The organism is Wolbachia endosymbiont (group B) of Melanostoma mellinum, assembly GCF_947251465.1.
In the GTDB taxonomy this organism is placed as follows: domain Bacteria; phylum Pseudomonadota; class Alphaproteobacteria; order Rickettsiales; family Anaplasmataceae; genus Wolbachia.
Genome location: NZ_OX366366.1, coordinates 1,828,549 through 1,855,059 on the forward strand (window position 1 = coordinate 1,828,549; position 26,511 = coordinate 1,855,059).

22 protein-coding genes, 1 tRNA gene and 4 pseudogenes are annotated in these 26,511 nt (G+C 34.0%); 21 read left to right on the forward strand and 6 right to left on the reverse strand.

Features of this window, described 5'->3' with window-relative positions; all coding sequences use genetic code 11:
- Positions 1 to 76 precede the first annotated feature (76 nt).
- The 4 genes and pseudogenes from OPR42_RS08510 to OPR42_RS08525 all read left to right on the forward strand — a co-directional run.
- A pseudogene (locus OPR42_RS08510) lies at positions 77 to 676 on the forward strand (AAA family ATPase); the annotation flags it as partial.
- Between the two features lie 23 nt (positions 677 to 699).
- Complete coding sequence (locus OPR42_RS08515) at positions 700 to 1,179, forward strand: hypothetical protein (RefSeq protein ID WP_264377177.1); 480 nt, start codon at positions 700 to 702, stop codon at positions 1,177 to 1,179.
- Positions 1,176 to 2,402: an AAA family ATPase gene (locus OPR42_RS08520; protein ID WP_264377178.1), complete on the forward strand. Its 1,227-nt coding sequence runs from the start codon at positions 1,176 to 1,178 to the stop codon at positions 2,400 to 2,402. Before OPR42_RS08515 ends, OPR42_RS08520 begins: the two co-directional genes overlap by 4 nt.
- A gap of 23 nt (positions 2,403 to 2,425) precedes the next feature.
- Positions 2,426 to 4,441 carry an AAA family ATPase gene (locus OPR42_RS08525; RefSeq protein ID WP_264377179.1) on the forward strand — a complete coding sequence of 672 codons (2,016 nt, stop codon included), beginning with the start codon at positions 2,426 to 2,428 and terminating at the stop codon, positions 4,439 to 4,441.
- Positions 4,442 to 4,453: 12 nt separating this feature from the next.
- Here OPR42_RS08525 and OPR42_RS08530 read toward each other — a convergent pair whose 3' ends face one another.
- Both OPR42_RS08530 and OPR42_RS08535 read right to left on the reverse strand, forming a co-directional pair.
- The gene (locus OPR42_RS08530) at positions 4,454 to 5,563 is read right to left on the reverse strand and encodes a hypothetical protein (RefSeq protein ID WP_264953854.1); all 1,110 of its coding nucleotides are present in this window, start codon (positions 5,561 to 5,563) and stop codon (positions 4,454 to 4,456) included.
- Entirely contained in the window at positions 5,529 to 6,725 is a 1,197-nt protein-coding gene (locus OPR42_RS08535) for a hypothetical protein (RefSeq protein WP_265042079.1), read from the reverse strand. The genes OPR42_RS08530 and OPR42_RS08535 overlap by 35 nt, the downstream gene beginning before the upstream one ends.
- A gap of 195 nt (positions 6,726 to 6,920) precedes the next feature.
- Here OPR42_RS08535 and OPR42_RS08540 point away from each other — a divergent pair, with 195 nt between their 5' ends.
- Genes OPR42_RS08540 through OPR42_RS08565 form a run of 6 tightly spaced genes read left to right on the forward strand, consistent with a single transcriptional unit; the run spans position 6,921 to position 11,764 of the window.
- Entirely contained in the window at positions 6,921 to 7,136 is a 216-nt protein-coding gene (locus OPR42_RS08540) for a hypothetical protein (protein ID WP_265042078.1), read from the forward strand.
- Complete coding sequence (locus tag OPR42_RS08545) at positions 7,039 to 8,733, forward strand: recombinase family protein (RefSeq protein WP_265042310.1); 1,695 nt, start codon at positions 7,039 to 7,041, stop codon at positions 8,731 to 8,733. Before OPR42_RS08540 ends, OPR42_RS08545 begins: the two co-directional genes overlap by 98 nt.
- 39 nt (positions 8,734 to 8,772) lie before the next feature.
- Entirely contained in the window at positions 8,773 to 9,360 is a 588-nt protein-coding gene (locus OPR42_RS08550) for an L-threonylcarbamoyladenylate synthase (protein ID WP_265042311.1), read from the forward strand.
- A gap of 17 nt (positions 9,361 to 9,377) precedes the next feature.
- Positions 9,378 to 10,229 carry a DNA polymerase III subunit delta' gene (locus OPR42_RS08555; protein ID WP_320157551.1) on the forward strand — a complete coding sequence of 284 codons (852 nt, stop codon included), beginning with the start codon at positions 9,378 to 9,380 and terminating at the stop codon, positions 10,227 to 10,229.
- Between the two features lie 36 nt (positions 10,230 to 10,265).
- Positions 10,266 to 11,060 carry a hypothetical protein gene (locus tag OPR42_RS08560; protein ID WP_264337251.1) on the forward strand — a complete coding sequence of 265 codons (795 nt, stop codon included), beginning with the start codon at positions 10,266 to 10,268 and terminating at the stop codon, positions 11,058 to 11,060.
- Positions 11,061 to 11,104: 44 nt separating this feature from the next.
- Positions 11,105 to 11,764 (forward strand): VirB8/TrbF family protein, encoded by a 660-nt coding sequence (locus OPR42_RS08565; protein ID WP_139686506.1) that lies wholly within the window; start codon positions 11,105 to 11,107, stop codon positions 11,762 to 11,764.
- A gap of 6 nt (positions 11,765 to 11,770) precedes the next feature.
- On the opposite strand, the gene OPR42_RS08570 is transcribed toward OPR42_RS08565, so the two are convergent.
- Entirely contained in the window at positions 11,771 to 13,267 is a 1,497-nt protein-coding gene (locus OPR42_RS08570) for a proton-conducting transporter transmembrane domain-containing protein (protein ID WP_010407433.1), read from the reverse strand.
- A gap of 348 nt (positions 13,268 to 13,615) precedes the next feature.
- Positions 13,616 to 15,058: a replicative DNA helicase gene (locus OPR42_RS08575; RefSeq protein WP_139686507.1), complete on the reverse strand. Its 1,443-nt coding sequence runs from the start codon at positions 15,056 to 15,058 to the stop codon at positions 13,616 to 13,618.
- 102 nt (positions 15,059 to 15,160) lie between these two features.
- Here OPR42_RS08575 and OPR42_RS08580 point away from each other — a divergent pair.
- The 10 genes and pseudogenes from OPR42_RS08580 to OPR42_RS08625 all read left to right on the forward strand — a co-directional run.
- A tRNA-Leu gene (locus tag OPR42_RS08580) sits at positions 15,161 to 15,243 on the forward strand.
- A gap of 22 nt (positions 15,244 to 15,265) precedes the next feature.
- Positions 15,266 to 15,883 (forward strand): RDD family protein, encoded by a 618-nt coding sequence (locus tag OPR42_RS08585; RefSeq protein ID WP_264374840.1) that lies wholly within the window; start codon positions 15,266 to 15,268, stop codon positions 15,881 to 15,883.
- Positions 15,884 to 15,949: 66 nt separating this feature from the next.
- A pseudogene (locus OPR42_RS08590) lies at positions 15,950 to 16,570 on the forward strand (IS6 family transposase).
- A gap of 183 nt (positions 16,571 to 16,753) precedes the next feature.
- Positions 16,754 to 17,032: a YggT family protein gene (locus OPR42_RS08595; RefSeq protein ID WP_010401649.1), complete on the forward strand. Its 279-nt coding sequence runs from the start codon at positions 16,754 to 16,756 to the stop codon at positions 17,030 to 17,032.
- A complete protein-coding gene (locus OPR42_RS08600) occupies positions 17,033 to 19,141 on the forward strand; it encodes an FtsK/SpoIIIE family DNA translocase (protein ID WP_265042313.1) in 2,109 nt (702 codons plus the stop codon).
- Between the two features lie 127 nt (positions 19,142 to 19,268).
- Positions 19,269 to 19,814, forward strand: coding sequence for a hypothetical protein (locus tag OPR42_RS08605; protein WP_265042315.1), 546 nt, complete (start codon positions 19,269 to 19,271; stop codon positions 19,812 to 19,814).
- Positions 19,815 to 19,990: 176 nt separating this feature from the next.
- Positions 19,991 to 20,617 carry a TRP75-related protein gene (locus OPR42_RS08610; protein ID WP_064085267.1) on the forward strand — a complete coding sequence of 209 codons (627 nt, stop codon included), beginning with the start codon at positions 19,991 to 19,993 and terminating at the stop codon, positions 20,615 to 20,617.
- A 16-nt stretch (positions 20,618 to 20,633) separates the two neighbouring features.
- On the forward strand, positions 20,634 to 21,914 hold the full coding sequence (ispG, locus tag OPR42_RS08615) for a flavodoxin-dependent (E)-4-hydroxy-3-methylbut-2-enyl-diphosphate synthase (protein WP_265042318.1): 1,281 nt from the start codon (positions 20,634 to 20,636) through the stop codon (positions 21,912 to 21,914).
- Between the two features lie 258 nt (positions 21,915 to 22,172).
- Positions 22,173 to 23,381: an ankyrin repeat domain-containing protein gene (locus tag OPR42_RS08620; RefSeq protein WP_265042319.1), complete on the forward strand. Its 1,209-nt coding sequence runs from the start codon at positions 22,173 to 22,175 to the stop codon at positions 23,379 to 23,381.
- A 111-nt stretch (positions 23,382 to 23,492) separates the two neighbouring features.
- A pseudogene (locus tag OPR42_RS08625) lies at positions 23,493 to 23,840 on the forward strand (hypothetical protein); the annotation flags it as partial.
- A 19-nt stretch (positions 23,841 to 23,859) separates the two neighbouring features.
- Here the strand turns inward: OPR42_RS08625 and OPR42_RS08630 are convergent.
- Positions 23,860 to 24,901: pseudogene (locus tag OPR42_RS08630) on the reverse strand (IS256 family transposase); the annotation flags it as partial.
- 219 nt (positions 24,902 to 25,120) lie between these two features.
- On the opposite strand from OPR42_RS08630, the gene OPR42_RS08635 reads away from it, so the two are divergent.
- Positions 25,121 to 26,143: an IS110 family RNA-guided transposase gene (locus OPR42_RS08635; protein WP_264375440.1), complete on the forward strand. Its 1,023-nt coding sequence runs from the start codon at positions 25,121 to 25,123 to the stop codon at positions 26,141 to 26,143.
- A 123-nt stretch (positions 26,144 to 26,266) separates the two neighbouring features.
- Here OPR42_RS08635 and OPR42_RS08640 read toward each other — a convergent pair whose 3' ends face one another.
- Positions 26,267 to 26,389, reverse strand: a complete 123-nt coding sequence (locus OPR42_RS08640) for a hypothetical protein (RefSeq protein WP_265042320.1) — start codon at positions 26,387 to 26,389, stop codon at positions 26,267 to 26,269.
- Positions 26,390 to 26,511 lie beyond the last annotated feature (122 nt).

Below are 26,511 nucleotides of genomic sequence, written 5' to 3' on the forward strand. Positions count from 1 at the left end.
TTCACCCTAGTATTTACCATAATTATCAATCACTTCAAATTTTTTGTCCAATCTTAACTTCTCTTTCCCTTAACTTAATGGCAGTGGAGACATTGCTTGTCTTATTGGTGGTCCTAATCCTGCGCTGAAGTCTGATCAAGCATATAGCCAAAGACACCATGAACATGTATCTGGTAAGTACAAAGATCTTTTCTCTGAGTTTTCTAAATACCGATGCATTTTTGTAGATAGCATAACCGTTGCTTCACGTTTATGTCTTTTATGGGCAAAAATGCAACCTGAAGCTTTTTCTGAGAGATCAGGAAAACAGGATATGAGAGCTGCGTATGGATTACTTGCTCAAGAAATGATGGCTTGGCTCAATCAATTTCAACACATCAGAGACAAAGACATCATCATAGTTGGCACTTTAGGTCAATATCTCGATGACTGCAATCGTCCAACTTGGCTACCTCAATGCGAAGGAACTAAAACTGCCAGTGAAATTCCTGGGATAGTTGACGAAGTAATCAGTATGGTTGGAATCAAGAAAGATGATGGAACGGAGAAGCGCTCTTTTGTTTGCCACACTTTAAACCCTTGGGGATACCCAGCTAAAGACCGCAGTGGACGCCTGAGTATGGTTGAAGAACCGCATTTAGGCAAGCTGCTTACAAAGATTAAAAGCAAGTTTTAAAATTTAAACATGGAGAGTGATATATGTTACAAAACCTATTAACTGATTTTAACACTGTAAAACCGCAAAGTAGACTGATACCAAAAGGTACAATAGTAAAGGTAAAAATGACAATCAAGCCTGGAGGTTATGAGCATTGGTTTACTAAAAGCCCCACTACCGGTAGCATTTATTTAAATACAGAATTTACCGTTATTGAAGGTCTATATGAAAAGCACAAGATTTACCAAATAATTGGTATTAAAAGTAATAAAGCAGAAGATACTTGGGGAGAAATGGGTCGCTCTATGCTTCGCAGTATCTTGGAATCAGCACGTGACATTCATCCACATGATAACTCAGAAAGTGCAATCCTTGCTCGTAAGCTAAATTCAATTGCAGAATTAAATGGCTTAGAGTTTACAGTAAAGGTAAGTGTTATAACTGATGAATATGGAGAAAAGAACAAAATTGCTTCGGTAGAATACCGCAAAAATTATGAAATTGACAGAGTACCATTTTGAAGTACGACGAGGAAAAGCTTTGGTCTGCTGTCGTTACTAGAGGTATTCAGGACGCAGTAGGAAAAAACTCAAAGCTAAGAGAAGAAGCAATTCATTGGCTGAATTCAAAATCTTTTGAAACTGTTTGTGAGCTAGCTAATCTCAACTTTACACGTATGAAAAATATGTATGGGAATTTTATGTCTAAAAAGCAAAAAGAGTTAAAGATGTTATTGATTGATAATATCAAGGAGTGTGTTTCTTACCTACTTCCAAATGGTGAGTTTTACCGAGAAAAAACTTATATCGGAAACTTAAATGGAAATACAATTACAGTTAAAATAGTAGGTAAGGAAGCTGGTGATTGGCGTAATTTTACCAAAGGGACTAGCGGTGATATTATTGATCTTTGGATTTTGATTAAAGGTGATATATATTCTGCTAGAAAGTGGCTCAATAAAAAATCAAAGAGTGGAGAAAAAAAAGGGGGGAAAAGAGAAGAAAAAATATTTTCTGTAAAGCAGTACTTAAGTGATCAATCACCAATACCAGAAGATATAATAGCTCCACGAATTCTCACTCCAGGTGGTCTTTTAGTCATTGGTGGTACGCCAAAGGTTGGCAAAAGTTATTTTCTTCTCTCTTTGCTTGCACATCTTGCAGCAGGAGTGTCGTTTCTTAAGATGAAGTCAGCAAGGCCACTAAAAATAATCTATCTGCAAAATGAGATGGAGTACAATTATATCAGGGAACGCATACAACAAATCATAACTAATCAAAGGCTGCCAAATCTAGCAGAGGAAAACTTGATTGTTACTACAAAGATGAGATTAACTTTAAATGATGAAGGTATAGAGAGAATAAAAGAGATCATAGGGGAAAAATTTAAAACGATAGATCTTATCGTCTTGGATTCGATTGACTATGAAAATATATTTTCTGGCCTGCAAAGCAGAATAGAAAAATTACGTTCTATAATTAATCCGATGGCTGGAATAATTATTACACGTCATACCAGAAAAGTATCGACAGCTACACTCGCAAAAAGTCCTTTTCAAGCTTTAATTGGTGCTAATGCTTTAAGAAGTTTTTATACATCTGGTATGGTAATGTTTCAACCAAATAAACGCGCAAATATCTTGCAAGTAGTATATGAGCTAAGAAACGGTAAATCAATACCAGCAAAATTCATTAGCAGAGTAAATGGGCGTTGGCAGAATTCTAAAATTATAGCTACGGCTTAACTTGTCCGCAAAAAACGGATACTATGGTAGAGCTAAAGACTCAGCTTTTGCAAAATATCAGATCTTGTCTTTTTCATCTACTACCAAGAGGGACATTTCGTGGTGATAAGTTTTATGTAGGTGATGTACAGGGTAACAAAGGCAAAAGTACTGTAATAGAATTAACAGGCGAAAGAGCTGGATTATGGAAAGATTTTGCAACAGGAGAAGGCGGTGACATTATTGACCTTTGGGCAACGGTACATGGGAAAAATGCCAAAATAGAATTTCCTGAAGTAATGGCTTCAATAAGTGAATGGCTTGGTCTTAAGAAACAAAACAATATCAGAAATCTAGAACAATATCTGACTTGTAGTTGGAATTACTACGATGAAAATAACCAATTGATTGTAATAGTCTATCGTTATGATCCTCCTTTAGAGAAAAAACAGTTTAAACCATTTGATGTTAAAAGACAAAAATTCAAAGAGCCAGAGATCAGGCCACTCTACAACATTCCAGGTATTTTAAAGTCCGATAAGGTTATTCTGGTTGAAGGAGAAAAATGCGCAGAAGCACTTATAGAGAAAGGAATTAAAGCTACAACTGCGATGTTTGGAGCAAATGCACCTATTGATAGAACAGATTGGACTCCGCTTAGAGGTAAACATGTTATCATTTGGCCAGACAACGATGAAGCAGGTAATAAATATGCCAAAAACGCTGAAAAGAAGCTTTTAGAACTTGGTGTTGCATCACTTACTACGCTTAAGATTCCACCGAATAAACCAAGGAGTTGGGATGCTGCTGATTGTCTGTTAGAGGGAATAAATGTTTCGGAATTTATTGAAAAAAACTCAAGAAAAATAATTATTAAACCACCACTTGATATTTTCAGCTGGAGTGTAGAGCGTTTTGTAGGTCCAGTACCAAAGCAAAGATTCTTGGTTGAAGGATTATTTCCTTTGGGTGTAACCTCCATTTTGGCTGCAATGGGAGATACAGGCAAAGGTATGCTTCTTCTTGACCTAGCCCTCAAGGTTGCAAGTAGCATAGACCAGGTGTGTGGATTTGGCCCACCTGTTACTGAACATGGGTCTGTGGTGGTATTTTCCGCAGAGGATGATACAAATGAAATACATCGTCGCTTAGAACGACTTGATCCAAAATGCGAGAGATTAAAATATAAAGATAGGCTATTTATTGTACCATTGCCAAATATAGGAGGATCATTTACCATACTTAAGAATGTTCGCGGTAAAGTTGTAGAAATATCTCCAGAATTTGAGTTGGTAATGAAGCAGCTGAGCAGAATAAAGGATTTAAAGCTCATTATATTTGATCCCCTTGCTTCTTTCATTCATGCAGATTTAAATGCTGACCCAGCAGTAGGGGATTATCTCATGTGTTTATTATCTGATTTAGCATGTAGCACTGGAGCTTCAATAATTACTGCACATCATATGAGAAAGCTGAAGGGAGAAAAGCCTATATCAACAGTAGAGCAAGCACGAGATGCTATTCGAGGTACTTCTGCTCTCGTAAATGGAGTCAGGTGTTCTTTTGCTTTTTGGCCTGTTGAAGATATGACTAAACCAATGATTTTTAGGTCAATTGGAAAAATCCCAAGACAAAATGCACTATTTTATGGAGCTGTTGTTAAGGCAAATGGCCTGGCTGATCGTACTGTACGTACTTATCTGAGAAATGAAGAAACAGGGCTATTGGAAGACATTACTGAACAATTAAAAGCTCAAAATATTAGCGATAAAGATCTAAAAATATATCTTATTGACTCAATTGCGCGAGCTGCTAGTTCAGGACATCCATTTACTCATACAGGAAGTGCAGGCATACATAAACAACGACATAGATTGCTTGAAGTTTTTCATAGTATGGGAAGGGATAGACTAGAGCGTATAGTTCAAGAGCTTTTACAAGCAAAGCAAATAGTTAAAGGAATGGCTAATGGTTCAAAAGAAGATAAATGGCTTGATGTAAAAACAGGACCATTTGCACGTGGAGTTGGAAAATTTACTCATGGAGCTGAAAATTTTTAAAATCAGGAAATTCTATTTTTTTATAGTCAAAGTAAAAGGGTTAATACGATAACCATATGATGATCTTTGCCAACCAAGGGTTTGTATTACATCATCACGTTCAATACTTAATCCTAATTTCTCAGCAAGTGTAGATTTGATTGTTCTTTGCATTTTATTTAATGGCTTTCTGATCTGTTGTTCTAAATCTGCTTCTAAACTAAGTCCCAAGAGTTTTTCTAACTGGTTAATATTGAGAAGTTTATGTTTTTCAGGTGGTAATTCTTTCTCACAGTCATGTAAAAATTGCTTGAACAATATTCGAAAAATATTAAGACATGATACAGCTTTTTTATTTATAACTTCAACACTATTAACATATACCATACCTTTAACTACCTGTAACTCCAGAAGCTTTGTTGGCACAATTGGTTCAACACGTTTAAGCGAAATATATGAAGCTGGTAAAACTTGCAAAGAAGTATTTTCTACTACCTCTGGTACTCCTTTTTTAGCTGCTTCTTGGAATATCTCAGTTACAGTCTTAAGCTGACAAAACAGTTTCACCATTGGCACTACATATAGGCTCAATAATAGATTCGGTATATCTTTTTTTAGAGTGATGAGAACTGTAGGGTGGACTCTAAGTTTATCTATAGTTAAAAATATCGCATCAGTACAAAAATCAAGGATTATTAGATTTACAATACGACCTTGATTACAAATATAATAAACTCCTTTTTCCACTTTTTCCCACATAAGTTTTGAATCATTCAACTTTGTTTCAAACCAGTCTATGACCTTTTCTGTATTTAAGTATATGGATAAGAGATGAAATCTCTGTTTTTGATAAGTATTAGGCAGAATATGACGAGAACAGTTTTCACAAATAGCGTCATCACATGCTTCATCAAAGTCTGAATCGATAAAAATCTCATTGCTACAACTTGAATCAATTACATTTGGCCAATCAAGATGATCTTCTTCACGAGAGCAAACAATATAATACCTTTCTTGCATTTTTATCAATCCAAGATCGAATAAGTATCTTGCTGCTTTAATATGATTTTGGCTTGGATTAATCCAGGAACTATTTGAACTTAAAAGATCAGCAATTTGCTCGTGAAAGAATTTTAAGACCATAAGATTGTTCCATATGTTTCTTCAGGTCCTCTCTTTCTTTTTTATTGAGTGGATGCTCTGAATAATAAACTTCCCCACTTATTTTGAAAGAAAATGTTACCTTTTTGTTTTGGAACATTACTTTAGCTGATTGAATAGATTGTAGTATGTTGCCAATAGCTGGCTTTAAAATATGTAACTCTGGTGCAATAGGATCATACGGTTTTACACTTAAAGTAAGATATGTATTACTATTTTTAAAATAATCTGACTTGAAATTTAACTCAAATATACAAATGTCAGGGTCAGAACCATCTATACATGCTTGAAGAAATTTGTGCACTTGTAATGGAAAGTTCTTATCTTGTATATTTACAAAAGTACATTCGCAGTCAAAATACCCACTTACAATGCTATTTGCTATTTCCACAGCCTTGTTAGTATTTTTAGCACAAAGATTAACCTGAGTGCCATCAAGAGAAAAGTCTAAAATCATCCACTCAGGTTTATGACCATGAACAACTTTGTTTGAATTAAGCAGTAAATCCATGTCACTTCCTCGACGTACAAACATATATATTCGATCTTGATGATGGAAAAAACCCTGCAACTGGTCATCATCCTTAAGTATCTGCTCTACAGCTTCTTGTGACATAAACTCTTTAAATGAAGTGTTTATTTGTCTTGGTGATTTCTGTAAAGCAAATGATACGAAACCTTTCTTTTGCACTTTATCAAAGTGATAAACAGATTTTAGAAGTTCGCAATTTATGTGAAATAGTAAAAACAATAAGGATCTTTTATCATACTTGGTATTGTTTTTTACCAGGTACGATCTCATTAACTTCTCAGTCAGAGCAAATCTTGCCACTTCACTGACCGTAGCCTCAAGTTTCGTACGATCAAAGTAGCTAATGAGATAATAGTCAAAAAGAGAGTCAGAGTAACTGGTAAGTATCTTACGTTTTTGTTGAGTCGATCTATCGTCATAATCTCCGTCCTGAAAAAGTTGTCCATTTAAATGATTTTTAAAGCAATGCTGAAAAATGATGCTCAGTTGCTTACCAGAAAGGGAGTCAAGCCAGGATTGGCGTATCTTTGAATCTTGAAAGCGATCTAGTAAAAGATTAACGGGAACTTCTAAATCACTCTCCCAGAATTCGTAACTTGGATGAATATTCATAACACACTAAATAAGCTATATTATACATAATATGACAATTCGAGCAAAGATTTTTTGGACATAATTTCTTCAAATCTTGTATATTTAATTAAGGAGAATTTGTGTGAACTAGATAGCTTTCTTAAATAAGGTGTGCATTGATTTAGTTTAATAGAAGTCTCCTAACCTTATAAAAAAATTCACAGGAAGAAAAACATGCAAAAAGGGGATTTAACTATTTATTGCCGTTATGAGCCCAGTCGGTTGGCAGGTACATATTTGGCAGATGCTTATGAACAATTGTTGAAATATAAAACAAAGGAGGTAGAAGAAAATGATAACGGTAAGCTTGTATGCAAGAGTTTCATCAAGACAACAGGCACAGGAGAATACAATAGAGAGTCAGATTGTAGAATTGGAGCGTCGCATTAGTAGTGATGGACATGAATTGTTAGATGAGCATAGGTTCATCGATAATGGTTACAGTGGATCAAATTTAGAACGTCCTGGCTTAGAGAGTTTACGTGATAGAGTAGCAGAAGGTAAGATTGATAAGATATACATTCATTCACCTGATCGGCTATCACGTAAATTTTCATATCAAATGATCTTACTCGAAGAGTTTAAAAAGGCTGGATCTGAAATAGTATTTTTGAATCATAAGTTTGATGATAATCCGGATTCCCATTTATTTCTACAGATTCAGGGAGCAATAGCAGAGTATGAACGTGCAAAGATTATGGAACGAAACCGTAGAGGTAAACTTCATGCGGCCAAAGCTGGGTGTATAAGTGTGATGGGTAGGGCGCCTTACGGTTATCGCTACATAGCAAAACATGTAGGTGAAGGAAGTGCTCAATTTGAGGTTGATGAAGAAGAGGCAAATATAGTGCGTAAAATATTTAGTCGGGTTGGCCAAGAAAGAGCAAGTATAGGAGAAGTTGTACATGAACTGAATAAGATACCGGTAATAACACGAACAGGAAAAAGGTATTGGAAAAGGAGCACTATTTGGAACATGTTAAAAAATCCTGCTTATATAGGACAAGCAGCTTATGGTAAAACTAGGACATGCTCAAAACCACAAGTAAAAAAATCAAAAAAAGGAACTTGTGGTAAACTTAAAAGTGGTCGCTTTAATAGTGATAAAGAGAATTGGACTTATATTCCAGTACCAAAAATAATCAATGAGCATTTATTTGATTCAGTGCAGGCACAACTAACTGAAAATAGGCAAAGAGCAAGAGTACGACAAAGAAGAGAAACATATTTATTGCAAGGTTTAATGGTATGTCAACGTTGTCAATATACTTATTGTGGTACAAACCACGTTCATAAAAAGTCGACATATTATTACTATCGTTGCTCTGGTACAAACTCTAGCAAATTCAATGGCAATAAAATCTGCGATAATAAATCAATACGCACTGATATATTAGATGGAGTTATATGGGAAGAAGTCAAGAGTATCTTGAAAGAGCCAGATAGGATTGCAAATGAATATCAACGTAGATTATCAGAGAACAAAAAACCTTTACATAATCAAACACGTGAAAAGCAAGAAAGTAAGTTAAGATTAAGTATCAAAAAATTTATTGATAGCTATGCTAAAGGGTTTATAAGCCAAGAAGAATTTGAACCAAGAATCACAACAATGAAACAGCATTTGAAAGAAATTGAAGAAGAGAAAGAAAGAACGCTTGATCAAAAAAAACTACAACAAGAATTGAGCCTTGTTACAGATAGCTTGAAAAACTTTTCCTCAAGTGTTGAATCAAAGCTTGATCAAGTGGATTGGCAGACTAAGCAAAATATTATTAGAATGTTAATTCATCAAATTGAAATCAATCACAATCACTTGTATATAGTATTTCGCATAAAAAGTCTTGCAAATTTTGATCAAAATAGCCATAATAGAATTATGCAATGTTGTACTAGCAGTCAAAACGAGCAGTTGCTAATAAAATTTACTGTAAGTATACAACAGATGCATGCTAGCCATTTCGGTATTTTAATTGCTATCATATAGCGAGATAATCAGGGATATTGTAAACACAAGTTTAGCTATATGATATTTGAAGTAATAAACGCAATACAAAATAATTTGTTAGCATGCTTTCCAACAGAAACAGTATATGCTCTTGCTTGTAATGCGCTAGATCAGGAATCTATAGAAAAAATATACCAGATAAAGAAGCGTTCTCAAAACAAGCCACTCTCTATATTTGTTAGTGATGTTGATAGTTTGACAAATATAGCAAAGGTAAAAGAAGAATATATCAATTTAATAAACTACTTTTCTCCTGGACCAATTACCTATATTTTACCACTTCAAGATAACAGTATATTACCAAATGAGTTCTTTAAAGATAGTATAGGCATAAGAATTCCTGATCATCCTATTGCGATTTCAATATTAAATGAACTGAAAACTCCAGTAGTTGCAACTAGTATTAACATTTCAGGAGAAAAAAGTATATGCAAAGCAAGAGATATACCTCAGTCTATTAAGCAACACTTATCTGCAGTAATTGAAGATGATGAATTAGTTTCTGGTATAGAATCTACTATTATTGACTTAACTGGAGACAAGATTAAGGTTTTAAGAAAAGGTAAAATTTCATTACAAACAATAAATAACGAATTTTCAAACTAAGATCTATAGGAGAAAGAATGAAAAAGGTGATAGGCCACAACCAAGCAAAAAAAAAGATAATGAACAACTTGTCTGTTCAATCTTGGCTGATCTGTGGTAAAAAAGGTATAGGAAAAGCAACATTCGCAAAATCCTTTTCTAATTGGTTTCTTATAAAAAATTACGATGAAGTAGCATTAGACTTACACATTGTTGAAGGTGATACAATAGGAGTGGAAAAGGTGAGAGAAATGAAAAACTTTTTGCACTTAAGCCCCATTCAATCAGAATATAAAATAGCTATAATAGATAGCTTAGAGTCAATGACTAATAATGCTAAAAATGCAATATTAAAAATATTAGAGGAGCCGCCACAAAATTCTAAAATATTTGTAATTAGCCATAAGCCATATGATGTACAAACCACCATCCGGTGTAGGTGTTTTCAGCTGAATTTACTTCCATTAACTTACGATGAAACAAAGCAGGTTGTTTCATCTCAATGTAAATTTGACGATAAAATATTTAGTGAGATCATTACTTTGTTTCCTGGAACTCCGGGAGTAATAATAAATGCAATAAACAGTGGTGCTTATGAGTCACATAAGCATTTTTATACATTTTTCCGTAATCTAAATAATTCTGACATAGTTAATAAAATAATTAATAGTGAGATTGAGCTAGAACTAGCATCACATATAATTCAAACCTCCATTTTAGAAAGTATAAAGAAAGAAGTAAATAATGTTGAAATTCTACTAAGTCAATGGAAAGAAATAGATGAACTTTTCGTTGCTGTAAAGCAATTTCGCTTAGATAAAAAGCATGTTTTAGCTAATGTAGTTAACATCATGACACAAAAATGTAATACTTTTAACATAAATTTATGATAAAATTCTGCTAATTTAATACTGAAAGTATATAACTTGAATGATAATAAATTAACTGTATGGCAATCAATAGAAGTTTTAACAAACACTATACTGAACATGCAGAAAGAATTGAGTTTAATCAAGAATACATCTTTAGATCAAGACGTCACTTTAGAAAAAGGGAAGGAGCTATCAAGTGGCATCTATGAGGCAAATTTTAAGCTAAACAAGGCAATCAATATAGCTACTTTGCCAAGAATTGGCTATTATATGATTAATGATGAACTTGTTGTACGTAATCATATTACGAAAGAGGAAGTAAAGATCCCTAGAGATTTTCATTACTTTAAAGTTGTTAAATCCAATCACGATGATTGTAAATTAACGTTTTGTAATTTTTTAGGTAATGAGTTTTTTGAATATAAAAAGTATGATCCACAATATTCTGGTCTTTCAGATGAATATAAACTCATGGATTTTGGTAGTATAAAAAAGACTAATAATCTAAAACTTAAGGAGTATGTTGGTCATGCACCTAAATTTTTTGCTGTAGAAGGATCTATTGAGCCTGGATCTGAAAACCATGTAATTGATCTATTTGAGCTAGTCAGAGACGGTAAAGGCAAAAAAGTGGGAACTCTTGCTGATGAATTTGGTTATTTTGATGATCAAAATAAATTACACTACTATAATTATCACAAAAGTGCAGAAAGTAATACTTATGATCCTGAAAGCTTCAGTGTAAAAATGATAAATTTAGATGTGAGCAAAATTGATAAATTTCACCTTATTGCAGAACAAGGTGATATAATAATTCATCCCATTTTGGAAAATTTAGACATATTTTAAAGTTTTTTAGAGTATCCAGTATATTATATAATTGGGTTTGTATTATGGAAGATAAATTACTTGAATCAGTAAAAAACAAAAGTTACTTCAGGAAAGCAGTTGAATGGTATTGCCACAGATACCTGTTCTGCGTTGTAGAAAGATCTTGGATGGCGTTAATAGCGTTACTTCTCTTAGTATGTTTATTTTTATCACTACTAAACATATACCTATTACTTCCTGTTAAAAAAGATTTAAATTTTGTGAAGTATATGAACCACACAGAAGATGAGTTCTCTGCAATACATAAACTTAGTTTTAGTAAAAAAGAAGATGAGTACATTTCCATAGCAAGGTATTTAATAAGTAAATATATTGAAACATATGAGTCCTCTCGGACTGTTGAGCCAAAGTATCAAGAAAATTTTATAAAAAACAATTCTGTATACAAAATCTACCAAAACTTTCAGGAAAAAGTGAACAATGAAGCTGTTTCATCCACAAGAAAAATTACCAACATAAACGTAACAACATTATCTATTGACCGGTTGACCAAGAACTTAGTTACATTTGCTGGAAACGCTACTGTAGTTTTTACAGCTGAGCAAAATAAGAAGATGAAAGATTATGCTGTGGAGGTCAGCTTCACTTTGTCAAATATAAAAGCAACTCTAGCTGGAATAGTGCCATTTAAATTTATTGTTAATAGCTATAAATATAGATGATTATATTTATAACATTATTTGGTAGCTAAAAAAAATAACTAAAGTGCATATAGCAGTAATAACTGGGGGTAAAACTAGAAGCATTGGTGTCTTTTTAATAAAATAATTTCTAGAAGGTTTTGAGAAAAAGGCGTTGTAAATTATTGGTAAAAAGTATAGAGCATTGAGTATAGTACTAACAATTAACACTAGAGTTACAAACACAGAAAGTGTTACATTACTAGAGTTGAAAACAGCTTGAAAGATGAGAAATTTGCTCCAAAAAGTCGGAGCAGGAGGTACTCCTATCATGGACAATGCACCTATAGTGAATGCTATCATGCTAATTGGCATACTACGTCCTATACCGTGAATTCTATCTATATATTTTTCACCCGTTTTCGTTATTATGATACCTGCAAAAAAAAATAAAGTAATTTTTGCAAATGCATGGCAAACTAATTGAAAGATTGCAATCTTCATGCTGAATTCACTAAAAATTGAAGCGAACAATATAATATACGACAATTGGGAGATGGTAGAGTAAGCAAGCAATTTCTTTAATTCCTTTTGCTTTAATGCAATCAACGATGCAGTAATGATAGTAAATCCAGCAGCGTACGGAAGCCACCCTCCAGCAAACCAATTTTGCTGCACAAAACGTTGCATATTATCGACGCCAAAAGTGTATAATATAACTTTGATGATGATGAAAACTCCGGATTTCACAACAGCAACAGCATGTAATAGTGCACTCACAGGAGTTGGTGCAACCATTGCTTTTGGTAACCAAAAATGCATTGGCATTAATGCAGCTTTTCCTATTCCATAAATCAGCATAGCAAAACACACTGCAATAAAAGTGATGAGTGAAGTATCAAACTTGAATATTCCACCACTTACAAAATCTAAAGTATGGAATTCATTATATAATAGGCCTATTGCAGGAAAAAATAATACTAAAGAAGAGAAAAATAGTAAACCAAAGTAATAGCGTCCTGCAATTACTGATTCATTTGTTGAGTTGTAAGTAATCAGAGGGTATGTACTAATAGTTAGAAGCTCATAAAAGACAAATGTAGTGAGCAAATCTCCAGAAAAAGCAATAAACATTGCACAACTGATTGATGTTGAAAAAAAGCATAGAAAACTTGAGTGATTGCTATCAGCATAGTTATTTCTCATATAACATATTGCATATATACTGGTTAGTACCCACAAAAATGATATTAATAAACTGAATATTGCTCCACTAGACTCTAGCTTTAAACTAATATGCAAATTATTACCAAAATCCATGAGAATAAATTGAGAATGATCACCATACACCAAATATAAAGTGCATAGAGATGTATACGCAAACAGAAGCATAGAAGAAGCAACAGTAACGCTACTGTTCACTCTGGGCCATTTACTAGTAAAAGAAATAGCTAATGCACTTAAAAGTGGGATCAACGCAGTAATTAACAAATAATTCTCAGTAATAAAAAGTGGCAAGGAAAGAGATATTAAAACAAAATCCATTAAGTAATTCATCTTTCTGTTTAGGTAAAGCTAAAATTATATTCAAGTTATAGAGAATTTGCTATTTTTTAGTTGTATATCGGAAGTGTTAAATAAACCATACGCATCAAGTTAAGAAAAAGTGGCGTAAGGAAGAAAGGAAATAAGAAAAAAACTATTTTATATATTAAGTAATAAAGTTAGTAATTTATAGATTTTTCTAAAAAAATATCTTATCCTAGATAAGAATTTCCTAAAAAAATAAATGTAACAAATAAAATGCCAATCTTAAATATTGCTATATTTCACGATAGCTACTTAATTTGGCACGTATGGTTTGTTAAACACTTCCAGAATTACTCAAAACCGCTACAGACTATATCTTTCTGTATAATCTTTAAATGCACCTCTATTGGAGTCAAAATGTAGTTTCACACTACCAATTGGCCCGTTTCTTTGTTTTGCAATGATCAGTTCTGCAATATTTCTAATTTTCTCCATTTTCTCTTGCCACTCTCGATGTTTATTACTTCCTTCATTTGGTTGCTTTCTTAATTCATAATATTCTTCTCTATAAAGGAACATTACTATATCCGCATCCTGCTCTATGCTTCCTGAATCACGTAAATCAGAAAGTTGTGGTTTTTTATCATCCCTTTGCTCAACAGAACGAGAGAGCTGTGATAGTGCAACAATGGGAATATTTAGTTCCTTTGCAATTGCTTTTAAACCCTGCGTCACTTCTGAGATTTCTTGCACTCTATTTTCACTACTCCTTTTTGTTGTTCCTCGAATTAACTGCAGATAATCGATAAAGACCAACTCTACATTATATAGTTGATAGAGAAGACGTATTCTGGTACGAAGAGCACTAATTGATAACGCAGGAGTGTCATCTATGATGAAAGGTAATTCGGATAGATCTGTACTAGCATTAATGAATTCGTGTAATTCAAAATCACTAATTCTCCCAGTCAGTGCCTTATAATAACCAATGCCTGAATCTATAGTAATCAATCTTGCGGTCAATTGCTCTGCTGACATTTCAAGTGAAAAGAATGCTACATAATGTTGTTTATCTGTTCTTTTTTGCAAAATCTTACAAGCATTAAGTGCGATGTTCAGCGCCAATGCTGTCTTTCCCATTGAGGGCCTTGCAGCTATAATTAACAGATCAGATTTCTGCAAACCACCAAGAAGCTGGTTTAGGTCTTGAAGTCCGGTTGTAATACCTAGAGCCTCTGGGTTATTCTTCAGCTTGCTGATCTTCTCAACCACATCTTTAATTGAACTTGCAAGCTTTATATATGTCTTATCACCTTGCTTTTTTACTGCTAAGTTGAACAACTTTGTCATTGCCTGCTCAATTTGTACCTGTGCAGGATTTTCAATGTCGTAGTTGTAACTATCGTCAACTATCTCCTGTCCGAGCTTGATTAAGCATCTCCTTAAATAAGTATCACGGATTATTCTGGTCAAGCTATAGATGTCAAGCGCAATGCTTGCCTTTGCTGCAAGTTTTGCTAGGTACTCAACTCCACCACATTCGGCAAATGCTTTATCATTCTCGAAAAACATCTTGAGGCTCAGTTCATTAGCAACTATACCGTGTTTTCTGGTTTTAGATATCTGGGTAAAAATGCTTTGATGTAGTGGATCATAGAAATTATCTGCTGCAATTATATCTTCGACTGCATCACAAATTCTATTATCACGAACCATTGCACCAATGAGCATTTGCTCTGCTTCTAAATTGTGTGGCAATTTACATATTTCTTCTCTTGAATCAATAAGATTGGCTAATTCATTCATTTTAATTTTTCAGAGTAATGATTGATTATTGTAGAATATTCAGTCCTTACTTGAAAGAGAAAAAATTTGACTAATCCTGTGTTGCTTATAGCATTAAAGTAGGCCCCTGTGGTGGAATGGTAGACACGGCAGACTCAAAATCTGTTGCTTGCAAAAGCATGCTGGTTCAAGTCCGGCCAGGGGCACTCAAATATTGGAAAATGCTTTATGTTACACAAGTTTTTTAATCGTTTATTTTCCATTCTTTCTTCGATAAATGCTATTCAAAGGGTAAAGAAAGATGAAAATGGAATATGTTACGTAACAGGACTTAGACGCTATTTGTCAGTGCTGCTTGATTTAATTATCATCGTTTTGTTCTTGCAGCTTTGCGGCCAAGCCTTAAGCCAACTCTTCATGAACTCAGAGAGCAGTAAAATATTAGGCCAAATTGCTGCGAAATATCAGATGCAAACACCATTATCTGCAGAGGAAACAGCAATGCAGAGTAAACTAATCAAGTTACTAGTTCTAAATCAGATAGTTCAATTTATTATGCTTTTTAGTTATGTAGCATATATGTGGATAAGATTTGGCGCTACACCTGGAAAGTTATTACTTGGACTCAGAGTTGTAAATGCACAAACTTTTGAAAAATTGACTCTAAAACAAGCAATAAAGAGGTTTTTTTCCTTTATATTGTCAACTTCACCACTATTCTTAGGTTTCATATGGGCAAGCTTCGACAAACGTTGCCAAACTTGGCACGATAAGATTGCAGGCACAGTAGTTGTAACAAGTAAAAGTCTTAGATGTATGGTCTCAGAACATAATAGAGTGGATTAAGGGTTCTGTCGCATTTGTAGGGAAGTAGAAAGAAGAATGATATAATTGTCTAAAAAAAAAGCAAAGATGTTTCGTATCAATCAAAAATTGTTGCCATATTTCAAAGGATTTAGCTTTTCAGCGGATGTTATCTGTATACATGAAATGTCGATTCTCTTTGAGCTATCGAGATTTGGAAGAAATGATGAGTATAAGGGGAGCAAAATGCTACGTTACAAAGGTGGGTTATCACCACTGATAGATGAGGCAGTAAGGAAAAGAAAGAAGCAGGTTGGTAGTAGTTGGAGAGACTTACATTAAATTAAACGGTAAATGGGTTTATTTATATACTGTAGACTTGTGTGTTAGTAGAGACAAGTCTGCAGCACTTGCATTCTTTCATAAAGCCTTCAGGAGTAACTATCTTCCTGAGAAAATTGTAATTGATAAAAGCGGCAGTAATACTGCTGCTCTTGATGATTTGAATGCAGAAATTTCTGAAGATTACAGTTCTTCAAATAAAATATCTAAATAATATTGTTGATAGATTTATCAAAAAACTAATAAAGCCAATGCTTGGGTTTAAAAGCTTCCATTCCGCAAAGATTACCATCACAGGCATAGAAAATATTCGTATGATTCAAAAAAGACAAATTATTAAATAATGTTTCTACTTTTGAGAATTTTGCTATGTTAATGGCTTCATAACTCCTATAATCCCACCTTTAATGATCTTCTTTCCTATGGTTTATAGATTCGACAGAACCGACATATCAGTTGATAAACAGACTAATCAGTTATTGTTTATACCTATTTCAGCATGAAAATTATTGTGAGGCTTGATTTTATATATATCACTACACATAATAGACTTTAGTATAAATTAGTAATATGCATCCAATCATATACTTACTTAACCTGCTACTTGATCTTTACAGCTTCATTCTAATATGCTCAGTTGTTCTCGATTTGTTGATTAAATTGAATGTAGTGAACATGTATAATGAAGTTGTAAGCAACATAATGCAAACTTTAAACCGACTTACCCATCCTCCACTAAAGGTTATCAGAAGGTATATACAACCGTTCAATGGATTAGATTTATCCGTGATGATATTGATAATAGCAATTCACTTTGTAAAATATACAATTACTTATTACTTTAAGTAGATGTTAAAAAAACAGCTAAAATCAGCGATATACCTGTTACTCTTAATGTATATATATATATCGGTTTTTAGCTATAATTATCAAGATCCATCCTTAAATACAGCTACAAATCAGGAAGTAACAAATTTGGGCGGAGTGGTAGGTTCATATTTAGCTGATATATTGGTTCAATTTCTTGGACTCGCTAGTATTACAATAGCTACAACCGTAGTTTACTTTTTGATATCAAAAAGGCTGCTGAAAATTCTCTATTTAATATTAATCAATTTAGGAATATGCGCTACATTAGAGCAACTTTCGCTCGGTATCACTGCAAGGTATGTGCATGGCGGAATGATAGGAAATGCACTAATTAGTAACTACCCATTTTACATCTTTGCAGTAGCAGCATCAATAGGTTTTGTAGGGTTAATTGGTTGGAAGAGAACGGTTTATTCTTTACTTTTCCTATGTAAAAAAATATTTTCCCTTTTTACAAAGGTTCTGTTTTTCAGGTTACGTAAAACTACTGATTATTCAATAGCACCGTTAGTAGTAGAAGAAAAATATAGAACCACTAGACAACAACCAAAAGAAAGACAGAAAAAAGCTACCGAAGAGATTTTTAAACCACCTTCTAGCGAGTTTGAGTTTCCAAGCATTCACTTACTTTCTAAAGTAGAAGAATCTGTGCAGAGAAAACAGTTGAATGCATTAGAGAGCAATAAGAATTTATCTCTGCTCGAGCAGGTTCTAAGTGATTTTGGCGTGCAAGGAAAAATTATAAGTGTATGTTATGGACCGGTTGTGACTTTATACAAACTTGAACCACAAGCAGGCACAAAATCTGCAAGAGTGATTGGTCTTGCAGATGATATTGCACGTTCAATGAGTGCACTTTCTGCACGTATTTCAATAATTCGTGGACAAAATGCAATGGGAATAGAATTGCCAAATAAAGAACGAGAAATTGTTATGCTGCGTGATTTACTGGAATCGCCAGAATACCAAAATGCAAACTTAAATCTTCCGATTGCACTAGGCAAGGAAATAAGCGGAAAACCAATTATTGCAGATCTGACTAAAATGCCCCACTTGCTTGTTGCCGGAACTACAGGATCAGGTAAATCAGTTGCGATTAACACGATGATTCTGTCGCTTGTTTATCGATTAAGTCCTGATGAATGCAAGATGATAATGATCGACCCAAAGATGCTTGAGCTTTCAATATATGATGCAATACCGCATCTAATAACGCCAGTGGTAACAGAGCCAAAAAAAGCTGTTATTGCTCTTAAGTGGATCGTGAAAGAGATGGAAAATCGCTATCGTATGATGTCATATTTAAATGTGCGGAATGTAATAAACTATAATCAAAAAATTACAGAAGCGATGAATAGCGGAATAGAATTGGAACGCGTTGTACAGATTGGCTTTAACTCAACAACGGGTAAACCTTTGTTTGAAAAAATACCGATTAAAATGGAGACATTTCCGTATATTGTGGTGATTGTAGATGAAATGGCAGATTTAATGCTTGTTGCTGGCAAAGATATAGAATGCTCTATTCAACGTTTAGCTCAGATGGCTCGTGCTGCAGGAATACACATCATAATGGCAACACAACGCCCATCTGTAGATGTGATAACAGGTGTGATAAAAGCAAACTTTCCAACGAGAATTAGTTTTGCTGTTACTTCTAAGATAGATAGCCGTACAATACTTGGTGAACAAGGGGCTGAACAATTGCTCGGTATGGGTGATATGCTTTATATGGCCTCTGGTGGTAAGATTATTCGAGTTCACGGTCCATTTGTAAGTGATGATGAGGTACAAAATATAGTTGATCATCTGAAAATGCAAGGTGAGCCAAACTACATGGAGGAAATCACTCAAGAAGATGAAAATTCTTTTGCAGAATCAGAAGGTGAAACAGAGAATGAAGAGAACGATCTATACAAGCAAGCGGTGGCCATCATTCAGAGAGATCAAAAGGTTTCAACTAGTTACATTCAAAGGCAACTTAGAATAGGCTATAACAGAGCTGCAAATATTGTTGAAAGAATGGAGAAAGAAGGTATTGTCAGTGCTCCAAGTTACTCAGGAAAGAGAGAGATATTGGTAGAATGATCGCTAGCTTAAACTTTCAGGTCGGGGAAAGTTATTTTAAGATCAATGTATAATGATAGTTAATTTAATAATAATTTAAACATTGGGAATGTAAAATTATAATATATTAATTAGCTAGGGGGTTAAAATGGTAAAAGGAATTTTGCGCAATTGGTTAGGTGTAACAGAATTGCAAGAAAGTCAAAAGATAGATGCTGAGAAGTTTGAAAAAGTTTTTGGTGAATTAAAAAAATGGCAAGAAGCTCAAAATATTGATGCTAAGCAGTTTGAAGAGGTATTTAGTGCATTAAAAGAATGGCAAGAAGCTCAAAAGATAGATGTTGAGCAGTTTGAAAAAGTTTTTGGCGCATTAGAAGAAAAGATTGGTATTGAGCAGTTTCAAGGTATGCAAGAGCACTTAAACGGCCTGCAAGAAAAATTTACAGGTTTAGAAGAAAAAGTAGAGACATTTGCAGACATGGTAGGGGGACAAGAACAAGCAATACTATGTGCCATAGTCAGTGCTGTTGCTGTAATAGCGGTAACTAGCTTTGTTGCATTCTGTATCTATCAGGGAGTTAAGCTTGATAAAGAGAAGAAAAATGACTTGTCTCAAGATAAACCAAATGGGAAGTTTAGTAATGTAGGTGATACCGAAAAACTGAATAATAACTTACAGCAAGGAAGAGTGTAATGCTCTTCTTGAAAGGGTGTTACGTAAAATTTGTAACACCTTAAATTTCCTTTAGATTATGTAGGTTTTGGTAGTAAATTTTTTAGAAAGATGTTTGTATTATAAAGTTGGTAGAGATTCTGATTTACTTGAAGTTTGTTAATTGGTATCTTTTAAAGCACAATATTCACTATAGTATGCTTAAGATCTTTTCTAAAGTTTTATTTATATTAATACTTTTGGTTTCTAGTTTCTTTACTGTACATAATGTTGAAGCGAAGTCTAAGGTAAAGTTCAGTAAGAGATACATACCTCCTGGTAACCCTGGTGGTGCAAACTTTCATGCAGACGAGGATTTTGCTAAGTCATATAAACTGTATGAGAAGCGTAGGGAGCTCCTCAAGAAAAAAAAGTTACAAGATCTAGCTATAAATAAAGAAGATCTAATCAAAAAATTAAAAGAAAAAAAAATTGCTAGCCTTGATAACGAGCCAAACAACGTGGGAGCTTGCATAGTTGAAGATGGGGAGGATGCTATGATCAATCAGCATGGTATTAATCTTGCACGTTTAAAGGGTGCTGTATTTATAGATCAAGAGCCAGTTTCTCAGTATGAAAGTAAGCAGCATAAAAGTGAACAACAAAAAGGGAAAAAAGTTACTTCAACACGAGAAAAAAAAGTTTCCCCTATAAATGTTACTATAAAAGAAAGTCCATCAAGAAGAACGTGCTCTCATGATTCTATTACTGATCTAAATAGAACACCACAGCATAGTTTAAATGGCTCAAGTTCATTTGGCAGTGTAGTTGACACAGTAAAATAGTGTCACGATTAATAATATGCTAGATAGAGACCTGACATTGAGTGATGATGCATATGAGTCATCGCAGGTTTCCAGGCATAAAACTCATACTGTAAAAGTTGGACAAGTGAAGATAGGTGGAAATAATCCTATAGTTGTTCAATCCATGGCACTTGGTGCACATATAGATTCTGACAACATAAAAAGCAGTGCTCAGAAATATGCAAAAGAAGTAATAGAACTAGCGCATGCAGGTTCAGAATTGGTGCGAATTGCTTTGAACTCAGAGGAAGTAGCAAAAGCAATACCTTATATAGTAGAGGAAATAAATAAAGAAGGCTTTGATGGTAAGATATTAGTAGGCTGTGGACAATATGAGCTCTACAGGCTGATTCAGGATTATCCAGACAACATTAAAATTCTGGGTAAAATTAGGATAAATCCAGGTAATATAGGCTTTGGTGATAAACGTGATGAAAAATTTGAAAAAATTATAGAGTATGCAATAACGCATGATCTTCCTGTCAGAATTGGAGTAAATTGGGGTAGTCTTGATAAGTACCTTTCACAAAAATTAATGGATGAAAACTCCTTATCTAGTAATCCAAAAACTTCTGATGTTATATTACGTAAGACGCTTGTAATGTCTGCTCTTGGTAGTGCAAAAAAAGCTGAAAAGATTGGCCTTAATGCAGAGAAAATAATCATTTCATGTAAAGTCAGTAGAGTGCAGGATTTAATTTTAGTTTATACGGCACTTGCAAAATCTTCCAATTATGCGCTGCATTTGGGTTTAACCGAAGCTGGTATGGGTAACAAAGGCGTAGTAAATACCACAGCAGGGCTTACTTATTTATTGCAAAATGGTATTGGAGACACTATCCGGGCTTCTTTAACTCAGCGCCCTGGTGAATCACGCACTAATGAGGTGGTAGTATGTCAGGAAATACTGCAGTCTATAGGTTTGCGCTACTTTAACCCTCAGGTGAGTTCATGTCCTGGTTGTGGACGCACAAGTAGCGATCGTTTTCGTATATTAACTAAGGAAGTAAATGGCTACATAAAAACTCATATGCCGGTATGGAAGAAAAAGAATCCTGGTGTAGAGTATATGAAAGTTGCTGTTATGGGATGCATAGTAAATGGTCCTGGAGAGAGCAAACATGCAAATCTGGGGATCAGCCTGCCTGGGTATGGAGAAAAACCTGTTTCAGCAGTCTACACAGACGGCAAATATTTCAAAACTTTACAAGGTGATAATATTTTTGAAGAATTTAAGGAAATTATTAGTGATTATGTGGAGAAGCATTACGCATAAGCCTTTCACAAGTTTGTACTTAGACTACATTCTGTTTAGTGAACGTCAAATGAGACAATAAAGAACGTAAATTTAAAAAATAGATAATAGCTAATAGGGTTTCTTTTGCCTTTTTTTTATATGGTAAATTTCTTAATATTTAGATTGGCCCGGAGTAGTATAGAGATGTTATTCCAGTATCAAGGACTGAAATTTCCTGATCTACAATATTTGTACAGTTATGAAATAGACGTAATTTGACATAAAAAGCTTTACTTTTTGAAATTTTGGGTTACGTTTAATTTAACATATTTCAGTGGGGAATTTATTGTAAGTAGAAAGGAAGCTTTAAAAATATTAGGTTTTGAATCAAGCGATGCGCCCAGTGAACAAGAAATTAAATCAGCGTATAGAAAATTAGCCTTGAAATATCATCCTGATAAACATTCAGAAGCTGTAAAGAAACAAAATGAGGAGAAATTTAAAAAGCTAGGTACTGCATATGAATTTCTCACTAAGGAAAATATAGAAGGGGTTAAAAATCTAACTGACGAAAATTTAAATGAAATTAATTCACCTGGAGATTTGAGGTTTTACTTATATAGGGCTCTATATAATCAGGATATAAAGTTTCTTGAAAAGCTTTTTTCCAAATTTAAAAGCAGTAAAGATGGAAGATTTGGTGATTACATCAATGAAGAACTTATTTGTATTTACTTTCCATTATCTATTGCTTTAATGCAAGCCAAAAATTCAAGAGATTATAGTATTTTGAGACTTCTTTTAGAAAATGGTGCTGACCCTAACATAAGGCTACTCAATAATAATGAAGCTTCGTTATGCTATTATATGGTTCTCAACGACAGCAGAATTGTAGAGTTATTGTTACAATATGGTGCTGATCCTAATATGGTAGATAGAAATGGTAAAAATCCGTTGTTTGAAGCGTTTTTGTGTGATGATGATCATACTATGGAAATACTTTTGAAATATGGTGCTAATCCTAATATGTTAGATGAAAATGGTCGAGGTCCATTATATCAAGCAATCAATTGTGACAACGATAAACGCGAAAAATATTTAGAGTTGCTTCTAAAGTATGGTGCAGATCCTAATCAGAAGGTTAATGGCTCCAGAGTTATAGAGTGTGCTCCATATTTCACTAATAATGGTGTAATGAATTTGATTAAAACGCTTACTCTGCCATACGGTAGCAATGATAAAGTTAAAGGGTTGATGGCTGAATACGGTGGAGTTGATAGACGTTATCTACGTGATCAAACGATACTGACTTGTTGTTGCTTAATCGTCGCTTCTGCTACTTTTTTTAGTATAGCTTCTCCTTTGCGCTATGTACCGACAGCAATATTTGCACATGCTGCATGTTTTTTTATTAAAAATGCTGTACATGCTGCATTTTTTGCAAAAGAACCTTCTACTGAGTTTACCGAAGCTAGAGCTTGTCCAGGGATTAGTAAAAGGCTATAATATCTAAAGTTTTAGTACTGGGTAAAGATGAGAAAAAAGCATCCAGCAGACCTAAGTCAAAGGGAATGGACAAGAATAGAAAGCTATTCCAGAGTATCATACAGGAAAGTAAGAAAAAAATATACTATAGTTAAAAAAATGTGATGGGATACCAAGGAGAAAATTTAAAAAATCATATAAAGGAAGAATATGGTATGGATATTGAGATTGTCAAAAGGCCTTCATGTAGGTTCTAAGTCAACAAAGACACACCGCCTTAGCTACTACCAATGAGGGGTTTAAAGTACAGCCAAGAAGGTGGGTTGTAGAAAGGACTTTTGCTTTAGGAATAGAAGACTATCGAAAGAATAAGATTTACTCACTGAAAATTTCATATATCTGGCTATGAGTAGAGTTATGTTAAGGAGAGAAATATGCTTGAGTTTATCAATTCCCGGACAAGTTAGGAGTGTTAAATAAACTGTGTCAAATCGCATTTTTAGTTCAACTCGATTTTTAACCTACCAGGAAAAAAGATATCAAGTTGAGAGATAGTAAAAGCCCAATCATGTATAGGCATAGTCCATTTCTCTCCTGCCTTCTTTATAGCACAATATACCTGTTTATGCAAGGCATTTGTGCTGGTAAATGAGCCCTTAGTTTTAGTAAATTTTCTGATCTGTCTATGTAACCCTTCAATAGGATTTGTGGTATAAATTAACTTTCTTACAGGGCCGGAATATTTAAAATAACTAGACAGATTTTCCCAATTATTCTCCCAAAACTAAAGTATATTTTTCTCCCCATTTTTCCTCCAATTCAAGTAAATAATTTTCGGCTATTTCTCTACTTGATATGTTTTTTTCAAATCATTCATGAAAACTTTTGCTCGATACATATTTCAGTGAATTTCTTATCTGATGTACTATACATTTCTGCATTAGGAAATACGCTATTTATAGCTGTAGGAAAGCTTTTTAACACAAGCTATCAGAATATCATCTACTCCTCTCTCCTTTAGGTCATTTAGTACTTCCAACCAGAACTTCACTTTCAGCCAAATAAAAACCCAAAACTTCTTTTCTGCCATTTTGCTAATATGTTATACATACATTTGCTTACACAATGCCCGTCCTCCTTGACCTTAAAAAACCATGAACACTATTGGATATACAGATTGCAGCGGACGACTGCGCCATTCGTTGATTACCGGTAACAATTTGTCAGTAATACTTGATATCTCTGCTGCAGATATTTTATATTTCTTCTACATGCGATGCTATATCCCATGCCACTGGCATATGTACTTAAAACCTTTGCTTCAAGTTCGGTTGTTTGCCTTTTTCTGACTACTTGTGGCTCAAAGCTTCCTTCCCTATCTATTGGTGTCAATAGTTCAAATACTTGTCCGTAAAGTCTTTGAATTTCTTCGGTTGTTTTTTTCGCTTTCAGCTGACAAATGGTTTTCTATCTCGCCTTCCCTCTAGCAGTTTTTTTACAAACGGTGTTAATGCACCATCTCTTTCCGTCAATGGTCTTGTATCTTGTAAAAAGCATCTAATGTTTTAAGCTTAAGCATTAGATGGAGAAGAGAAGAACTCTGTCAGTGGTCTTAGATATAAAATCTGTAAGGTAGATAAGAGTTCTCTTCTCAAGAGTACAGGCTGGACGGTATCGTAGAAAAACCTAAATGGTTCTAATTCTGTATTCACAAGACTAGCCTTACTTTTCATTTTTAATGGTAACGCATGGGGTTATATATGATCAACAACTTTTTAGGTATAGATGTATCGAAAGATCGCTTTGATGTTTTTCTCTCGTTCATAAGCAAAAAAGGAAGATGTGAAACTAGAAAAAGGAGTTTTAAAAACGAGGATTCTGGGTTTCAAGGTTTACTTAGCTTTCTACAAAAACATAATGTAGAAGAAGTAAAAGCCTGCATGGAGGCTACTGGTTGTTATAGCGAAGCTTTGGCTGAGTTTCTGCACAACGCTGGACATTCTGTTAGTGTTGTAAATCCTTATTGCATAAAATCTTATGCAAGGAGTAAGCTGATACGACAAAAGAATGATCAGACCGATGCAGAAGTTATTGCTGATTATTGCCAAAGACAGGAACCTTCTAGTTGGACACCACCTTCTCCTGAAATGAAAAAATTAAAACATCTTTATCGTTGCTCAGTTGCGTTAAAAGATGAGTTAACATTAGTAAATAACCACTTAGAAAAAAAAGAGAGACTGCTTAAAGAAGTTGCAAGTGCTTGGGAAGACCTTGCAATGAATATAGCTCAAAAAATAGAAACAATAAAAAACTCCGTACGTGAACTATTAAATCAACATAAAGAATTGTTGGAAAATTTTCAACTTCTATTGACTATTCCAGGAATAGGAGAAGAATCAGCAATAGCTATTTTAGCTGAAGTTCCTGACATAGAGGTTTTTAGAGATGCCAGGCAATTGGCAGCATATACAGGAGTTATACCACGAAATATGACGTCAGGTTCCTCTGTATATGCCAAACCCAGATTAAGTAAATCCGGTTCACAAACATTACGTAAAGCACTTTTCTTTCCTGCTATAGTAGCTAAGAATCACAATCCTATCATTATTAGTTTTTGCCAGAGATTAAAGGAAAAGGGTAAGCATAATATGGCTATCGTTGGTGCTGCAATGCGTAAGCTACTCCATATCATTTTCGGTGTTCTAAAATCCAAAAGTGCTTTTAATCCTGACCATATCAAGAATTACAGGGCAAAGCGGTTGGAGGAGAATTTAGTACTTTAAAATCAAAAAATGCGTACTTTCTATCTTATGTAAAATAGCATTTTACACAAATTTATTTAATGTAGTTGGTTAGTGTATATGTTGATAGAAAGTATTTTTTGATTTCGTAATACAGCTTAAGATTCAATTTCTATAATTTTCTTGTTGACTGACAAGACGGTATCTTCCTTCTCGTATAGATGATAAGATATTTGTTTCTAATTCTTTATAGTCTACCAAACCGGTAGTTGTGTTTACTTGACTCATTGTCAAACCTCCATACTTCTCGGTTTGACACAGTTTATTTAACCATACGCGTCAAGTTAAGGAAATATCGTGAAATATAGCAACATTTGAGATGGGCATTTTATTTATTACATTTATTTTTT

Bases quoted from the DNA above. Each gene is read 5' to 3' on its own strand.
- OPR42_RS08515 (WP_264377177.1), top strand. From the start codon at position 700: ATGTTACAAAACCTATTAACTGATTTTAACACTGTAAAACCGCAAAGT.
- OPR42_RS08525 (WP_264377179.1), top strand. From the start codon at position 2,426: ATGGTAGAGCTAAAGACTCAGCTTTTGCAAAATATCAGATCTTGTCTT.
- OPR42_RS08530 (WP_264953854.1), bottom strand. From the start codon at position 5,563: ATGGTCTTAAAATTCTTTCACGAGCAAATTGCTGATCTTTTAAGTTCA.
- OPR42_RS08535 (WP_265042079.1), bottom strand. From the start codon at position 6,725: ATGAATATTCATCCAAGTTACGAATTCTGGGAGAGTGATTTAGAAGTT.
- OPR42_RS08540 (WP_265042078.1), top strand. From the start codon at position 6,921: ATGCAAAAAGGGGATTTAACTATTTATTGCCGTTATGAGCCCAGTCGG.
- OPR42_RS08545 (WP_265042310.1), top strand. From the start codon at position 7,039: ATGATAACGGTAAGCTTGTATGCAAGAGTTTCATCAAGACAACAGGCA.
- OPR42_RS08550 (WP_265042311.1), top strand. From the start codon at position 8,773: ATGATATTTGAAGTAATAAACGCAATACAAAATAATTTGTTAGCATGC.
- OPR42_RS08555 (WP_320157551.1), top strand. From the start codon at position 9,378: ATGAAAAAGGTGATAGGCCACAACCAAGCAAAAAAAAAGATAATGAAC.
- OPR42_RS08565 (WP_139686506.1), top strand. From the start codon at position 11,105: ATGGAAGATAAATTACTTGAATCAGTAAAAAACAAAAGTTACTTCAGG.
- OPR42_RS08570 (WP_010407433.1), bottom strand. From the start codon at position 13,267: ATGGATTTTGTTTTAATATCTCTTTCCTTGCCACTTTTTATTACTGAG.
- OPR42_RS08575 (WP_139686507.1), bottom strand. From the start codon at position 15,058: ATGAATGAATTAGCCAATCTTATTGATTCAAGAGAAGAAATATGTAAA.
- OPR42_RS08585 (WP_264374840.1), top strand. From the start codon at position 15,266: ATGTTACACAAGTTTTTTAATCGTTTATTTTCCATTCTTTCTTCGATA.
- OPR42_RS08595 (WP_010401649.1), top strand. From the start codon at position 16,754: ATGCATCCAATCATATACTTACTTAACCTGCTACTTGATCTTTACAGC.
- OPR42_RS08600 (WP_265042313.1), top strand. From the start codon at position 17,033: ATGTTAAAAAAACAGCTAAAATCAGCGATATACCTGTTACTCTTAATG.
- OPR42_RS08605 (WP_265042315.1), top strand. From the start codon at position 19,269: ATGGTAAAAGGAATTTTGCGCAATTGGTTAGGTGTAACAGAATTGCAA.
- OPR42_RS08610 (WP_064085267.1), top strand. From the start codon at position 19,991: ATGCTTAAGATCTTTTCTAAAGTTTTATTTATATTAATACTTTTGGTT.
- ispG (WP_265042318.1), top strand. From the start codon at position 20,634: ATGCTAGATAGAGACCTGACATTGAGTGATGATGCATATGAGTCATCG.
- OPR42_RS08635 (WP_264375440.1), top strand. From the start codon at position 25,121: ATGATCAACAACTTTTTAGGTATAGATGTATCGAAAGATCGCTTTGAT.
- OPR42_RS08640 (WP_265042320.1), bottom strand. From the start codon at position 26,389: ATGAGTCAAGTAAACACAACTACCGGTTTGGTAGACTATAAAGAATTA.